We start from the raw sequence: 14,242 nt of genomic DNA, 5'->3' as shown, positions 1-14,242 counted from the left end.
TTTATTGCTGCGCCAGAGCTTCAGCCAGCCTGTTAGAAACGCCATTCATGCGCTTCCAGGCGCTATAAATATCCTTATCCCACGCTCTGCCTGCCTTTGTCTGATAACCGGCGTCATTGATGCGCTCGGCGATAATGCGCCCATTAATCCAGCCCCTGCCTAATCGTGCTAACGACAATCTTGATCACTTCTGCTTAATCGTACTGTTTTGTGGGTATCCCTTGCTTGCCACCTATCAACGCAGCAGCGGCAACTTCCATCCTCTCCACCAGCTCACACAATCGAGCATCTACACCCGCAACAGGCAGCCCCAGCTTCAACCGCATGGCATCCACAAGCCATGATGTTTTATCCAGGCCAGACGCATCAACATCAGCAGAAAAATTATCCGCCAACTCTGCAGGAACGCGGAAAGTAACAGAGATTGATTTACTCATTAGCATCATCACCGCTAGCAAAAGAACTATTGACCAATGTTATCGCCGTAAGACAAAGCTGTTATGGATAGTTATGCAGAAGAGAAGGAAGAGTAAGGGATCATAGAAAAGGAAAGCATTACGCAGAAATTTCACGCAGAATGAAAAAATCATGACGGCAAGATTGCGGCATCGTGAATTATAGAAACTGGCGTAAGCACGATTAATGCGATTTACAGCAGATTAACAGGGCGCTGATGGAAATTTAGGCAGCAATTAGCACGATTCTTTCAGCGGCCTCCAAGGCGTTATGTACAGAGATAAAGTTGATACCTTCCTTAAAGGCAAGCTCAGTTAATTCGTCTACATATCCACGCATGCTTGCAACTGTTTTCGGTGGGATTGTCGGATCTTCAAAAGACGGTATACCCACTATCACATCAAGTGTTTCCGGCTTTAAAACCATGCTGGAACGAGAAAGTGATTCTAAATCATACACTTTTGCTTTGATGGAATTTATAGATGCCGAAAGACGACTTGGAACCATTAAGCCGAAATTGGAAGCGTAAACGTCGTTATAAAATCCGAACTTTGTGTGTAATTGAACACTTGATAGCTGTACGCGCGTACCAAAAAAGTCAGACAACTTAGGATTCAGGTTTCTAGCTTCATCTGATATTTTCGTAGCCCATTGTTCTGACTGCTTTTGGTTCGGCCGATCATCTTCTTCTGACCTGTCAGCCTCAAGGGTTAAGGTGCCTAGACTGGCAGTAAGTCTGACTGCCTGCCTTAAAATTCCAGATAGACTATCGTCAAGGGCTTCTGCGCTCCGTGAAATAATGAACCCAGATACAGGGGATCTCCACTGCTCTAACTGGAAGTGCGAACCTAAGTGCGTTCGTAAAGAGTTTTTAACCCATGAAATCATATCTTTTATAGCGTCGGATTTTGTTCCGTAGATGGAGTCAAGAACCTCGTCTCTTATCGACTGTATTATATCAATTTTACCGTCAGTTCCACGAGCGACAATGATGGCATTGATCCTTTCCCCAGAGCCAATGATCGGTTCAAAAGACACCGACCACCACTTACCTGCGTAAGCTGGTTTTGCTGGAAAAAATGAAAGGTCAATAGCCATTAGAACATGTCCATCTGAGATATGCATAACCTTGATCTTATCAGAGTTTCCATTGATGACAATCTATCAGTTAGGAAGCTCAGAATTTCCTTAATTACTGCGTCAGGTATGAAGCGGGACGCTTGTGTACTAGTCATTATCTCCTCTAGATTTAAGGAGCGATACATGGGGGTGATTGTTTGAGAAGTGGTACGTAAATCTCTGAATTTCTCCATCTCAGTCTTGATGGCAAACAAAACCCTAAGGATGTTGTTATCACTTGCTGGCGTATGTGCCTGTAAACCTTGTGGTATAGCAAGTCCGTGATCAATAAACAGAAAATCATCGCCACCATCATAAAGAATGTTACCTACATTGCGGTCATGATTAGCTATCCATTCATCGAAAACGCCAACATCTAAGGATGCTTTGAAATTTTGGAGTTTTTCATAGGATTCAACGCAATTTGCGTACCTGCGAAAGCTTGGGTAGGCCGCGTCCTCTGAGCCAAACATAAGCGCATGTTGGCCTTCTGGGACTACGTTTAAAGTAGAGCTGTCGGCAAGGATAAGAAATGGTTTAGGGATGGGGATCCCCAGTTGTCTGCCTAGAGTCGCACAAAATGCTTCCACGCAGATCTCTCTTGGCTCAATAATTTTTGCAAAGACAACAACCGTATCTGTTGCGGTTCTAACATGGCCCTTCCATGTTTGGTTGATGTTGCTATCACTGAAGGGTTCTGCTCCAGGTAAAAGCGTAGCGATCTCTATAGCGTCCATTTTGGGCCCAAAAAATTTTTATTAGTCTGAGATTACACGGATTCATCTTATTGCAATATCCTGACAAATGATCAGTGAAATGCTTTCTGGCAAGGTTTCTTTATTTTACCTAGTGATTGGCTTGAGCCCGCCATGGCTCTAGCATCCTAAAGTAGATACCTTCCGTAAGTGTCATGTTTGAACCGTATTGACGCTTACTAGCGCCCGTGGCAGTCGATTTTCCCATCGCGGGGGTATTAGGCTGAGGCCCATTTAAAGCTCAATTAAGAGAAACTGAAGGCGATAGTGATCTCGAGTCATTGTTTGATAGGGCAATTCGCTGGTATCGAAGGAAAGCCGCATACCAAGGCCTTCATTTGCACGGGTGCCTTTGTTTTGTGGACGCAACCTTACTGCCATGCCATATGCTGCTCATAAATCTCTGGGATGTGATTGGCATGAATTATCTTATGGCTTGGCAATTGCCCTCAACCTCACCAGGACGCGCCAGTCATCTTTCTGATGTTTTTCGCATTCGATATGAGCCGTTGCCTTTTCAAGAATTCTTTTGGCGTTATTGGTATTGTTTACGTACTCATGAGCCATTGACCAGTAAGCGCCGGCAAGCCGGTGTTCAGCTACACGTAGAAGCGGCTCAATTTCAGCTATTCGGCCAATCATGAATGCTGCATGGTTCCAGAGCCAACATAGCGTGCACAACTCTTCATCACTGAGTTTTGTTGCCTGCTTGTGGTTTTGATTAGGACTAATTTTCGGGAGAGTTTGGCTATCTTTCGCGATCTTTCCCTGGGCTTGTGGTTTTGACGAGCTTAATAACGACTCTGCATCCTGCCATGCCAGAACCTTCCATCTCTTCCAGCGGTTAGCTCCACCAGCGTGGGTTACATCGGGTCTAGGAAACGGATTTACTGGTTTCATTTGCATTCGTAGCAACGTTCTGGATGACACACTAACTAAAGAACACACCTGTTTGGTTGTCATCCAAGCCTCCTTATCGAGCATATATCCTCCTTCATCACCATAGCTCTACAGAAGGGTATACACGTAAATTCCGGGTGTTTTTTGTGCAATAGTGTGGGGCTTAGCAAGATGTGGGGGCATTATTGGGGGCATGTTAATAAATCGAATTTGAAAATTTTTATTTTTAACAACTAGTTATTGCTTTATATCGAATCCTATAGGGGCCATTAACACTTCTCCTGATGTCTACTACAGTCCATAAATCCCCCGTATTTCTGCAAGTTCTCGATTATTCCTATGTCTGCTCGCATTTATTGATAGCACTTCTTATTTTATTGTATTGGGATATTGTTATCAGGTATATGACGTACAGATGTCCTAAATAAGCGACGCGTAGAGAGGCCTGACTCTTATCTCAAGTATGACAAGAATAATGTCAGTATTTTACTTCGTGATTTTTCGACCTGACTCTACTTAGACACCCGATCGTTTAGACGAGAGAAGGATTAACTCGGTACACGATATGAATGGGAAGAATTTTCCCATGATGATTAACTTGTTATATTATTTTTTGTCATTGTGCTTCATTTTTATTTTTCCGGGAGAGATGCCATAGCATTTTTTGAAGCTCCTAATAAAGGATTGTTGAGTCTTGAATCCTACAGCACAAGAAACAGCAAATACGGATAATTTTGTTGTAGAAAGCAAGTTATAAGATTTTTTTAATTTTCTTTCAAGAATATAGTCACCAAGGTTTTTTCCCGTATGTTTCTTAAATAACCTTTGAAAGTGCCAGTTTGAATAGCCTGATACCTTGGAAATGTCTGCAAGACTGATGCGATGTTCAAGGTTGTTTTCTATCCAACTCATGATCTCTGTGGTGACTTTTTTTTGAAAGCAAGTGTTTTCTTTCATGATATGCCTGAGTCATATTTTCAATTGATTATGCGTGTTTTTTTAATTGATCTATTTTAAATCTAATTATTGCAATTGAGTTTGTTCTTTAAGGAAGTTGGATTAAAGGGCTTAGCATATGCTGCCCTTTGTGATGTTATCATGCTTAGCGCATTGTTTCTTTATGTGATAAAACAAGTGCGCAGGTTGAAAAAATAAATCCAACCGCCCAAAAAAGAGGCCCTAAAATCCCTGGCCAAATAGGCGTGTAACCAGGGATTAGAATGTAAATAATAAAGCCAATATCAGTGGCGCTGACAACGGCTAAATTTATCCACCATCCTCTGATGTCATTGCGCCAATTCAAGAAAATAGACGTCAAGGCAGCGCAAAGTGCAAAGCAAAATAAATTCCATGCATCTTGTTCTACTCGCCCACTTGCCATTCCTGGTGGCATGCTATCGCCTAATTTATAAACTCCCCAGGCAGCTTGAAAATGTAGAAGAGCCCAGATGAAATAAGCAATAGCCCCCCCTTTGGCGAACCAGGAAGATAAGTCTTTTTTCTGCATTGTCATGATACCTCAAGTTTGTTAATTATCGATCATCAACTGTTGACGGCATTCCTATTTACCACTCACTGCTTTTTAAAACTCTGGCTGGGCAGTGTAATAAATATATTTTCTTTTGTTGCTAGTGTTTTAAATGTATTATATGAGTCTGGAAGTATGGCTAATTATTTATGACAAAAACAATCCGATTGAAAAACGTCCTGTGTTCGCTGGTTGTTTTTGATGATGCAATGATGTGACTGAGGATATAGTTTTTAATCAGGTTATATCCTCAATCGTTATATCGCTCTCCCTGTATCAAATTTCCACTGTCGAACCACTGGGATCGGCTTTGATATGGTAGGTTCCACTCTCGCGAAAACTTCGTACTGTGGCGAAGGTATCTTCCATGAACTGTACGAAAGTTAACTTACCGTCCTTGGCGCGAGCCAAAATCGAGAGGGGGGAGGTGACCGTCTTACCCAAAACAGTAGAGCGATAAGTAAAATAACCGAAGACGGCAGCACCGTCGGCATTCTCAAAAGTGTCCTGTAATTCGAATGCCAGTGTAGACCAGTAGGCGTTCACATCCTTGAAGGTCTGGACCAAGCCTTCGGTTCCTGCTGTCGTCCCTGCCCAAGGCATGATGGCTTTTAGTTCCGGATGTTCATAATTGAGTGAAACATAGATGAAATTGTCCGCCGTAAATTGGCGGACATGCTCGAGATCCGCGGGTTTTTTCAGAAGGTCCAGCAGGAGAGCCAAAGGGCTGCTGAACGTGGCCGGTTTCGCGAGGCTAGCAGCCTGCGCTTCTTTTATGTTAGCGATTTTCTTGTAGACGTTTGACATGGTCTCCCCTTATTCCGGGAACGGCACGCTGAAGTGTGCCGTTCCCTTCAATAATCAATCTTCTGCTAAGACAATTCTCTTGTCTTTTCCAATATGGTGCGCTGAATTGCCGAGTATGGTTGGCAGGCCGGACAGTGTTGACACGACGGCCAGAGGATTCTTCAACCAGCAATTTGCCAACCGCATTTTAGCCTTTGAAATCTTTCTCTGGATTAAAGCCGTCCCAGTTCTCGAATACGTCCATGAAACCAGGAACGGTCTCTTGGCGAGCCCAGTCTCGCTGCAGCTCGCACCAGAGCTGTGTCTTGGAAATCAGTTTGCCACCCGCTTGTTCGACGCGGCGTAGAGCCAACTCATGAGCCGCTACTGAAGTTCCGCCGATGGCGTCGGCGACGACATAGACCTCGTACCCTTCCCTGAGTGCATCCAGAGCGGGGAAGGCCAGGCAGACTTCGGTCCAGAGTGCCGTCATGATCAACTTCCGCCGTCCAGTTGCCTGCACTGCCTGCTTGAATTCGACGTCTTCCCAGGCATTAACCGTCGTACGATCAATAACGGGGTCATTAGGGAGTAGCGCCATGATCTCTTTAATTGGCGGTTTGTTTAAGCCCGTCGCAATATTTACCGCCGAATGAATAATAGGTACGTTATAATTCTTCACAGCTTTAATGCTATGGGTGATGTTGAAAACCAATTCCTTTTGGTCCATCGAACGGATCGAACTCACCTGAATGGGTTGATAGTCGATCACGATGAACACGCAGTTCTCAGGGGTCAGGAGGTGGTCAGCCTTAGGATCACGGATAGATTCACTGGTCATTAGATAACTCTCTTTCACGTTACAGATTAGGTTAGACTCATCGCAATCGCGATAGGCCAAAGAAGGGATCTCAACATCGCCTTCAATGAAAGCAATCTTAATTGGGGTCATGTAATTGTGAGATATCATGCTAAGTCGATACAGCGGACCCGACAATCCCAATTCCGGAGAACATATTGTTCTCATTTTTGGGCTGTGAGAGTAGATCGTAACTTTAGTTGGGTGGGTTTAAGTCCTCGTCATTCACCCAGTCCTAACGCTGTACTTAAATAAGAGAACACAGTGTTCTTTTATTGAGGCTTTCTAATTTTTGTAGAGGAGGTAATGTTTGTCCTTTGTGGGGAGAAAGAACCGTCAGCACAAACGAACATTGTCATCTGCAGTAACGACAGTCATTCCATTGCAAAAAGCGAGTAGATCATGACCCATATCATTGGAATTTCAGGAAGTCTTCGCAGCGCTTCCTTTAACCATTCACTTCTTCAGGCTGCAGTGCAATTGGCACCCGAGAGCGTGACTCTGGATGTTCGTCGAATCAATGGGATACCGCTTTATGATGCCGATGTTGAAGTTAAATCTGGCATTCCCGCTTCTGTTGTCGAATTGAAGGAGGCGATCGCGGTAGCCGATGGCGTGCTCCTTGCCACCCCTGAGTACAATAATGGTATTCCAGGGGTATTCAAAAACGCCATTGATTGGGTTTCACGTCCAGACAGCGATATACGACGCGTTTTCGGCGGAAAACCTTTCGCCTTGATTGGTGCATCGCCGGGGGGATTTGGCACAATCCTATCTCAGGAAGCTTGGCTACCCGTGTTGCGAGCACTTGGAACCCGACCTTGGTTTGGCGGACGGCTTCTCGTTTCCCACGCCAACCAACAATTCGACGTCGATGGCAATCTGACCGACGAGTCGACGCGTCTTCGCTTGGAGGGATTCTTGAGTGGGTTCGTGGAGTTTATTCGTTCGAACGAGCCTTCCATCCGTTAGAGAGTATCGCGCTACCCTGGATCCAGCAGCGCCTGCGCATAATACATTTTTCGGCATCGTCTGACGTGGGGGGCGGAAAGCGTGCGTCTCGATGCCGTTCCTCGAGAGGAATAGCGGTCGCTAAGTGATGCCGTATCATTGTGATTGACATATTTGGAATTGAAAAGGTTGCGGAAGCATGGCCGATCGCTTTGAGGAACTGAAAACTTATATTGCTGTTGTTGAGGCTGGCGGTTTTGCGGCGGCTTCAAAGCGCCTGGCCTTGGCTAAATCTGCGATCAGTCGCCGCATACGAGATTTGGAAATTCGGCTTGGTGCCCCGTTGCTGAACCGGAGCACCCGACAGATCCATCTGACGGACACAGGGCTGAAGTTTTATGAGCAAGCCAAACGCATACTGACTGAGTTGAATGAGGCTGAAAATGCCGTTGGAGGGCGACATAACGATTTACAAGGGCGGTTGCGAATCGCCGCTCCCGTTTCGCTGACCGTACATTGCCTTAGCCGGGTGGTTGGTCAATTTATCGAAGCGAATCCGAATCTGGCACTGGAGTTTGATGCCGACGACAAGATGGTTGACATCATTCGTGATGGATTTGATCTCGCCATCAGGATTTCTAAATTGCGCGACTCTTCCTTGGTAGCCAGGCGGATCACAACCATTCGCCATGTCTGTTGCGCGAGCCCGTCTTTGCTAGATCGGTACGGTCGTCCAAATAGAGTGGAAGACTTGGCGGCATTGCCGGGCATTCGCTATAGCAACGTTGAAGAAAGTTATTATTGGCGCTTTGCTGGCGGTCATACGCCAATGGTGAAATCGCGGCTCTGTTTTTCCAACGGTGATGCTGTTCGTGAGGCCGCCATCGCGGGTTTGGGGATCGCTATGTTGCCCACTTTCATCGCGCATGAGGCGATCAGAAAAGGTGAGCTCGAAGTTGTATTACGTGAGCATATGCGTCCTCCCATTGGTATGTATGCGGTTTTTCCTTCATCACAAAACATGCCTGCGAAAATGCGCGCATTCATTGATTTTTTACTTGCTAATTTCAGTGATGAGCCTTTTTGGGATCGCGATATATTGACCAATGAGAGATGAATCGCTTTGAAAAGAAGGCGTTTGCTTGAAAGTCGAATTACTCTAGCCGTTATGCTGCCGTCTTTCTGAATGAGCGCGAGGCTCTCGACCCGCCGCCAATTGAACCTTCGTTTAGTTTGTCGCGCTACAATAGGCGAAAATTTCCCCATGGAGCCTATCGTGCGCAAATCCAGATTCTTTCTCGTGACCTTGCTGTGCCTGTGCGCCGCCGCCGTGCTGTACGTGATGGCATATCGGGCGCTGGGGCATTACCTCAGTGACGGCGAGAAGGCCTACCCGGATATCAGCGTTGAAATTCGCTGAGAGCCGTGCGGCCTGAAGGGGACTGCGCCGACTTTTTCGCACTGATTTACCCGCCATTTACCCGCCGTCGGCAATGATGACGCTGCGTCTCCACATTGTGTGGTTCTCTTGGGCGGAATGCGGTTATGTCACTGCAGCAGGTTTCGAATGTCTCTTTAAGCAACAACGGCTTAAAGGGCATCGATTACAAACATTATGCGTTGGTGATCGTGGCGTTTTCGGCGCTCGTACGGTCTATATCCTTAACCGACAGGTATTTTTGGTGCGATGAAGCCTCCAGCGTGCTGACCAGCCGTTACGATGTGGGCGCGTTGCTCTATCACGCTTCTTTCGATGTTCACCCGCCGCTTTATTACCTGCTGTTGCATGGCTGGATGGTGCTGTTTGGCGATGGCATTCTGGCGGCCCGCTCGTTGAGCCTGGTGTTCGGCGTGGTGACGGTGGCACTGGCGATGCGCTTTATCCGTTGGCTGGCCAATGAACGGGCGGCGCTGATCGCGGGCTGGCTGATGGCGATCATGCCGATGGCGGTGCGCTACAGCCAGGAGGCGCGCATGTATGCGCTGATGGGGCTGCTGGCGATCGCCGCCGCCATGGCGTTGGCGAAGTGGCTGAAAACGCCGGATAACCGCCGTTATCTGGCGTTGTATGCGCTGTTGATGACGCTGAGCTTTTATACCCATTACTTCACGATTTTCACGCTGATCGCGCATTGGCTGGTGGTGTTGGCGCTGTCGTGCCGCCGCGAAGGCGAGTGTTATATCAAGCGACCGGTATGGTGGCTGGCCAATGCGGCGATCGGGGTGGCCTACATTCCCTGGCTGCTGGTGTTGTTCAATCTGCTGGCGCATATCGCCGAGCTGAGGGTCGGCGGCGACGTCGGTTGGATCCCTCAGGTTTCCTGGAGCGATCTGCCGGCGATGTTCTGGCGTTTTCTCACCGGCCATGATGGCAGCAACTATCCCACGATCATTCTCTGGCTGTTGCCGGCGATGTTTGTCGCTTTATGTTCACTGCTGCTGTGGCGGCGCCAGATGCCGAGAAAATTCTCTCTGCTGCTGCTCTGCGGCATTCTGATCCCGGTGACGCTGGTATTCGCCATTTCCTGGCGCTCGCCGCTGTTTGTCGATCGCTATCTTTATTCCGCCGCGCTCGGCATTCCGCTGGTGTTGGGCGTGCTGATCGCCGGAACGAAAAACCGGGTGCGCGGGATCTCTTTGCTACTGTTCTTCAGCCTGCTGTTCGGCTACGGCGTACGTAACGACTACCCGGTCGAAAAAGATGAGTTCAAGGTCATGGTGCACTATATCAACAGCCACTATCAGCCTAACGATGCGGTGGTGGTCAGCAACATGTTCAACTACCTGAGCTATGTGTATTACAACAAGCAGGGCTACCGCGCCTTGCTGTATACCCCGGCCAGGCCCAATGGTATCTCGGGTAAGCCCAATGCCTATGGTTTCGGTACCTTTTTCCACGATCGGGCGGCGCAGACCTACGTCGATAAGCTCAGCGTTTTATCGAAAGGCCATCGCCGGATCTGGCTGGTCAGCGGCGGGGATTTCAATCAGGACTTCGGCCGTTCGCCGCCGGGGTGGGTCAATACCGGCACCTTCAAGAGCGGCGGCTTTGAGTCGCGCCTGTTCGTGGTGCGTTGAGCAAAATGTCATATTTCCCATTCGGCGTTACATCTGGCCGAGCAAACTTACGCGGGGATGACAGTTCTATACATTGAGATTGGTACTGTAGCTCTACCCGATGATGTTGTGTGTTATCCATTCCCTGTAGTGTATTACCCCATCCCTGTTAAGTTTATCCCGCCTTGTGCGGGATTTTTTTTATCTGAGCATGCCTGGCGGGGTAACGCGATTTTTTTGAATAACACCGTCAGTTTTATTCGGTATTCAGTCGCTGTGCGCTTGATTAGATTGAACGCGAGAGGGGCGCCGTCGGCGCCTTTGTGCAATGAGTGGAGAATTTCTATGGCGAAGACAGTAGTGGTGTTTCATTCCGGCTACGGCCATACCGAGCGTTTGGCGAAAGTGGTGGCGGAAGGCGCCGGGGCGGAACTGATCGCCATCGATCAGAACGGCGATATCAGCGACGAAGCCTGGCAGACGCTGGATGAGGCGGACGCCATCATCTTTGGTTCGCCGACCTATATGGGCGGCCCATCCTGGCAGTTCAAGAAATTCGCCGACGCCAGCTCCAAAGCCTGGTTCGGCCGCAAGTGGCAGGATAAAGTGTTCGGCGGTTTTACCAACAGCGCCAGCCTGAACGGCGACAAGCAGGTGACGCTGATCGCGCTGCAGACGCTGGCTTCGCAACATGGCGGCCTGTGGGTCAGTCTGGGGCTGCTGCCGGCCAACACCAAATCGGCGCAGCGTACCGATGTCAACAACCTGGGCGGTTCGGTGGGGCTGTTGGTGCAAACGCCGTCGGATGCCGGCGTGGATGAGATGTTGTCGGGCGATCTGGCGACCGCCAAGCTCTATGGCCAGCGCGTGGCGGGCTTTGCCGCCAAACTGGCGTAAGGCCTTGCCGCGTGCAGCGTTCATTTTCTCTGCACATTTGGCGTGTAAGCTGCGAGATGTTATTAGCCTACTTGGGCTAACGCTGCATTTCGTACAAATATTCCCGGTTCCTAGGCCGGGTTTTTTGTTGCTAAGGTCTGCTTAAGCTTTCACCGCTATACTGCGCGTCAGCACGGTCATGCAATGCATGGCCGTGTCGTAACTGTCGATTTGCTGTTGTTCAAGCAAGCCCGCTTCATGCGGGCTTTTTTTGGGTTGTTATTGCACAGGCGGCCCAGTTGCAGGAAAATAATCGCGTAGTCATTCAAATATCATTCAACGAGCAATAACCACAATCTTATTAATGTAATTAACGTCGGTCGGCGGCCTATTACGCTATGCGCTATGCTGACAGCAGAGCTGAGCATTATTTTCCGACGGTATGCGGGGGAGTCCACCGCCGCCACATTAGGTTAAGAAAAGTCTGTTAATTAATTGTTAATGCTTTTTATTATTGATTTGTCTGGCTTTTTTGGTTGAAATCCGGGTTGATTATCCCTCACTGGCCGGGCGAGAGAGTATGCACATTATTATTCTGGTTATTAGCAAAATATGGGCGAGGCGATGAACGCCAGAATAAACGCCAGGCATGGCCTGCCGCTTACGGTTCAGCTCATCAATCTTTTCATGCTGGCCTTTTTACTTTCCCTGGTGGGCATTCTTAGCCGGCCGATTGGCTCGCTTTCTTTATTTTGGCCGGTGAATGCGATTTTGCTCGGCCTGCTGCTGCGCAAACCCGCTTACGCCACGCCGCTCGGCTGGCTCACGACCTACCTGGGCATGGTTGCCGCCGATCTCAGCACCGGCGAGGGCTGGTCTTTGGCGCTGTGGCTGAACGCCTGCAACATGTCGCTGATCGTCGTCGGTTACGGCATCATGCTGATGTTGCCGCAATCTCAACGGCGCATGGGCAAACCCCAGGCGATACTCTATATGTTCAGCGCCAGCCTGGCCGGTGCGGCGGTGGCGTCGACGCTGTCGGTGCTGCGTAACGACAGCCTGTACAACAATACGGTGGTGGTCGCCTGGTTGGCCTGGTTCAGTGAGCAGTTCTCGACGACCTTGTTGCTGTTGCCGGTGCTGATGGCGGCGCCGCGGTTGAAACAGCTGTTTCGCATGCAGGTGCGTTGGCGCCTGAAAGGCTGCCTGCCGCTATTGGCGCTACTGCTGTCGCTGGCGTTCAGCGTCTATATCGGCGGGCCGGGCGCCATCGCCTTCCCGATCCCGGCGCTGCTGTGGTGCGCAGTGCGCTACCAGTTGTTCCCCGTGACGCTGTTGACGCTGTTGACCGGCATGACCGAGATCAGCAACATTTCAGCCAACCTGGTGCTGTATGAAACGCCGAACAATCACAACGCCTTCCTCGACACCCTGATGTCCGCCCGCTTGGGCATCGCCATGCTGGTGATGGGGCCGCTGATCCTCGCCAGCTCTATCGCCGCCAATCGCAAGCTGATGCGGCGTCTGGAGCACAGCGCCAACCACGATTTCCTGACCGGGGTGCTGGCGCGCAGCGCGATGACGCGCAAAGCGGGCGAGCTGCTGGAGCACAAGCACCGCTCGAAAGAGGCGGTGTCGCTACTGCTGATCGACATCGATCATTTCAAGCAGATCAACGATACGCACGGCCACAGCGCCGGCGATCAGGTGTTGGCGTCGTTCGCGCACATCGTGCGGCGCGAGCTGCGGCACGATCAGCTGTTCGGCCGCTTGGGCGGGGAAGAGTTCGCCATCATGCTGCCGCGCGCGCTGGCGGCGCAGGGCGTGGCGCTGGGGGAGCATCTGCGCCGGTTGGTGGAGCAGGCGGAACTGCAGGCGGAAGGCAAACAGACGCTGAAAATCACCATCAGCGTCGGCGTCGCCAGCCTGGCGATGAACGAAGTGAAATCGCTGGAGCAACTGATGAATATGGCGGATATCGCGCTGTATCGCGCCAAATCGCAGGGGCGTAATCGGGTGGAGTCGTTCAACGTGGTGAACGGCAACAGCGTCGAGCATATTCTGTTCCGCTAACCGTTTTCAGCCTTGCCTGGGCTCGAAGCGGGTTTCGCAATTAGGGCAAATCAGTATCACGTCTTGCAGCATTGCCGCGCATTTTTGCCGGGTAACATAGCCGCATTTAGGGCAGACGATTTGGGTGGAGCGGTTGATAAAACCTTTGACGCTGCTGGAATCGGACATATCAATAGCCTGTGTCAGGTGAAAACTCACGCTAACACAGGCGACGACAAATTTCGTTGGTTATTTTCTGTACGCAGAGGCTTACAGGCTTTTCAACGCCTTGATGGTTTCATCCATGTCGATCTCGTGCTCGGAGAAGGTATGGGTGGTGTTCTGGAAGGTGGTGATGGTCAGCATGCGCAGCGTTTGCATGGCCTGCGCCTGGTCTTCGGACTGCGGGCGAATGCGATTCATCAGCAGGCCGACCGACAGCACGGTGTTCTCTTTATCCACATCGGCTTTGACCGGCACTTCCTTGGTGAAGGTATTGAAAGACTTGATGCTGGCGATCTTGATTCTTTCATTGGCGATGATGATGTATTTGCTGGGCGCCAACACTTTGACCGCATAAGCCGACGGGCCTTTGGTGTTGTTGGTCGGTTCGAAGGTCACCGCCGCGTTTTTCTTAATCAGCTCCGGATTCTGCACTTTAATCACGTGAAAATAACGATTTTCTCCGTTCTCGTCGGTAATAAAGCCGAAGCCTTTGTCTTCAAAAAAAGTCGTTATCTTGCCGTTCATCGTTATTCTCACAAAAGGGATCAATACAGCGCTTATGATAGCGCGGAATGCCTTGCAGCGACAGATTGCGCGGGCGGCATTTAGTCATGCGATAACGGCATTTAGCGGCTTTCCCCCCACATGCTATGTTCATGCTGACTTCATTCAATGCGA

15 protein-coding genes and 1 pseudogene are annotated in these 14,242 nt (G+C 49.5%); 6 read left to right on the top strand and 10 right to left on the bottom strand.

All coding sequences use genetic code 11. The annotated features are described in order from the left end of the window. Position 1: 1 nt before the first annotated feature. From ACJ8OK_RS08665 to ACJ8OK_RS08630, 8 genes and pseudogenes are all read right to left on the bottom strand, one after another. Positions 2 to 437 (bottom strand): annotated as a pseudogene (locus ACJ8OK_RS08665) (hypothetical protein). 244 nt (positions 438 to 681) lie between these two features. Then, on the bottom strand, positions 682 to 1,554 hold the full coding sequence (locus tag ACJ8OK_RS08660) for a hypothetical protein (protein WP_442530519.1): 873 nt from the start codon (positions 1,552 to 1,554) through the stop codon (positions 682 to 684). Further along, the gene (locus ACJ8OK_RS08655; protein WP_442530518.1) at positions 1,554 to 2,312 is read right to left on the bottom strand and encodes a HipA family kinase; all 759 of its coding nucleotides are present in this window, start codon (positions 2,310 to 2,312) and stop codon (positions 1,554 to 1,556) included. Before ACJ8OK_RS08655 ends, ACJ8OK_RS08660 begins: the two co-directional genes overlap by 1 nt. 447 nt (positions 2,313 to 2,759) lie before the next feature. Continuing rightward, entirely contained in the window at positions 2,760 to 3,314 is a 555-nt protein-coding gene (xis, locus tag ACJ8OK_RS08650) for an excisionase Xis (protein WP_442530517.1), read from the bottom strand. A 522-nt stretch (positions 3,315 to 3,836) separates the two neighbouring features. Beyond that, on the bottom strand, positions 3,837 to 4,187 hold the full coding sequence (locus tag ACJ8OK_RS08645; protein ID WP_072010127.1) for a helix-turn-helix domain-containing protein: 351 nt from the start codon (positions 4,185 to 4,187) through the stop codon (positions 3,837 to 3,839). A gap of 145 nt (positions 4,188 to 4,332) precedes the next feature. Next, positions 4,333 to 4,737 (bottom strand): hypothetical protein, encoded by a 405-nt coding sequence (locus ACJ8OK_RS08640; RefSeq protein ID WP_135637859.1) that lies wholly within the window; start codon positions 4,735 to 4,737, stop codon positions 4,333 to 4,335. A 297-nt stretch (positions 4,738 to 5,034) separates the two neighbouring features. Beyond that, positions 5,035 to 5,565: a nuclear transport factor 2 family protein gene (locus ACJ8OK_RS08635; protein ID WP_213929491.1), complete on the bottom strand. Its 531-nt coding sequence runs from the start codon at positions 5,563 to 5,565 to the stop codon at positions 5,035 to 5,037. Positions 5,566 to 5,752: 187 nt separating this feature from the next. Then, positions 5,753 to 6,385 (bottom strand): hydrolase, encoded by a 633-nt coding sequence (locus tag ACJ8OK_RS08630; RefSeq protein WP_033634142.1) that lies wholly within the window; start codon positions 6,383 to 6,385, stop codon positions 5,753 to 5,755. 420 nt (positions 6,386 to 6,805) lie between these two features. On the opposite strand from ACJ8OK_RS08630, the gene ACJ8OK_RS08625 reads away from it, so the two are divergent. From ACJ8OK_RS08625 to ACJ8OK_RS08600, 6 genes are all read left to right on the top strand, one after another. Further along, positions 6,806 to 7,375: an NADPH-dependent FMN reductase gene (locus tag ACJ8OK_RS08625; RefSeq protein ID WP_033633947.1), complete on the top strand. Its 570-nt coding sequence runs from the start codon at positions 6,806 to 6,808 to the stop codon at positions 7,373 to 7,375. A gap of 178 nt (positions 7,376 to 7,553) precedes the next feature. After that, entirely contained in the window at positions 7,554 to 8,471 is a 918-nt protein-coding gene (locus ACJ8OK_RS08620) for a LysR family transcriptional regulator (RefSeq protein ID WP_033633946.1), read from the top strand. A 159-nt stretch (positions 8,472 to 8,630) separates the two neighbouring features. Further along, on the top strand, positions 8,631 to 8,774 hold the full coding sequence (locus tag ACJ8OK_RS08615) for a hypothetical protein (RefSeq protein WP_015376917.1): 144 nt from the start codon (positions 8,631 to 8,633) through the stop codon (positions 8,772 to 8,774). A gap of 125 nt (positions 8,775 to 8,899) precedes the next feature. After that, complete coding sequence (locus ACJ8OK_RS08610) at positions 8,900 to 10,432, top strand: glycosyltransferase family 39 protein (RefSeq protein WP_336954205.1); 1,533 nt, start codon at positions 8,900 to 8,902, stop codon at positions 10,430 to 10,432. A gap of 324 nt (positions 10,433 to 10,756) precedes the next feature. Continuing rightward, on the top strand, positions 10,757 to 11,308 hold the full coding sequence (locus ACJ8OK_RS08605; RefSeq protein WP_085336537.1) for a flavodoxin family protein: 552 nt from the start codon (positions 10,757 to 10,759) through the stop codon (positions 11,306 to 11,308). 603 nt (positions 11,309 to 11,911) lie between these two features. After that, positions 11,912 to 13,360, top strand: coding sequence for a GGDEF domain-containing protein (locus ACJ8OK_RS08600; protein WP_033634141.1), 1,449 nt, complete (start codon positions 11,912 to 11,914; stop codon positions 13,358 to 13,360). Positions 13,361 to 13,366: 6 nt separating this feature from the next. Here ACJ8OK_RS08600 and ACJ8OK_RS08595 read toward each other — a convergent pair whose 3' ends face one another. Next, positions 13,367 to 13,528: a YnfU family zinc-binding protein gene (locus ACJ8OK_RS08595; protein ID WP_015376921.1), complete on the bottom strand. Its 162-nt coding sequence runs from the start codon at positions 13,526 to 13,528 to the stop codon at positions 13,367 to 13,369. 81 nt (positions 13,529 to 13,609) lie between these two features. Beyond that, positions 13,610 to 14,089 (bottom strand): cold-shock protein, encoded by a 480-nt coding sequence (locus ACJ8OK_RS08590; protein WP_015376922.1) that lies wholly within the window; start codon positions 14,087 to 14,089, stop codon positions 13,610 to 13,612. Positions 14,090 to 14,242 lie beyond the last annotated feature (153 nt).

This window comes from Serratia sp. CY71090 (assembly GCF_052166845.1).
In the GTDB taxonomy this organism is placed as follows: domain Bacteria; phylum Pseudomonadota; class Gammaproteobacteria; order Enterobacterales; family Enterobacteriaceae; genus Serratia; species Serratia nematodiphila.
This window is presented reverse-complemented; position numbering and strand designations above follow the sequence as displayed.

Coding starts and splice junctions, on each gene's coding strand:
- ACJ8OK_RS08660 (WP_442530519.1), bottom strand. CDS start 1,554: ATGGCTATTGACCTTTCATTTTTTCCAGCAAAACCAGCTTACGCAGGT.
- ACJ8OK_RS08655 (WP_442530518.1), bottom strand. CDS start 2,312: ATGGACGCTATAGAGATCGCTACGCTTTTACCTGGAGCAGAACCCTTC.
- xis (WP_442530517.1), bottom strand. CDS start 3,314: ATGCTCGATAAGGAGGCTTGGATGACAACCAAACAGGTGTGTTCTTTA.
- ACJ8OK_RS08645 (WP_072010127.1), bottom strand. CDS start 4,187: ATGAAAGAAAACACTTGCTTTCAAAAAAAAGTCACCACAGAGATCATG.
- ACJ8OK_RS08640 (WP_135637859.1), bottom strand. CDS start 4,737: ATGCAGAAAAAAGACTTATCTTCCTGGTTCGCCAAAGGGGGGGCTATT.
- ACJ8OK_RS08635 (WP_213929491.1), bottom strand. CDS start 5,565: ATGTCAAACGTCTACAAGAAAATCGCTAACATAAAAGAAGCGCAGGCT.
- ACJ8OK_RS08630 (WP_033634142.1), bottom strand. CDS start 6,385: ATGACCAGTGAATCTATCCGTGATCCTAAGGCTGACCACCTCCTGACC.
- ACJ8OK_RS08625 (WP_033633947.1), top strand. CDS start 6,806: ATGACCCATATCATTGGAATTTCAGGAAGTCTTCGCAGCGCTTCCTTT.
- ACJ8OK_RS08620 (WP_033633946.1), top strand. CDS start 7,554: ATGGCCGATCGCTTTGAGGAACTGAAAACTTATATTGCTGTTGTTGAG.
- ACJ8OK_RS08610 (WP_336954205.1), top strand. CDS start 8,900: ATGTCACTGCAGCAGGTTTCGAATGTCTCTTTAAGCAACAACGGCTTA.
- ACJ8OK_RS08605 (WP_085336537.1), top strand. CDS start 10,757: ATGGCGAAGACAGTAGTGGTGTTTCATTCCGGCTACGGCCATACCGAG.
- ACJ8OK_RS08600 (WP_033634141.1), top strand. CDS start 11,912: ATGAACGCCAGAATAAACGCCAGGCATGGCCTGCCGCTTACGGTTCAG.
- ACJ8OK_RS08595 (WP_015376921.1), bottom strand. CDS start 13,528: ATGTCCGATTCCAGCAGCGTCAAAGGTTTTATCAACCGCTCCACCCAA.
- ACJ8OK_RS08590 (WP_015376922.1), bottom strand. CDS start 14,089: ATGAACGGCAAGATAACGACTTTTTTTGAAGACAAAGGCTTCGGCTTT.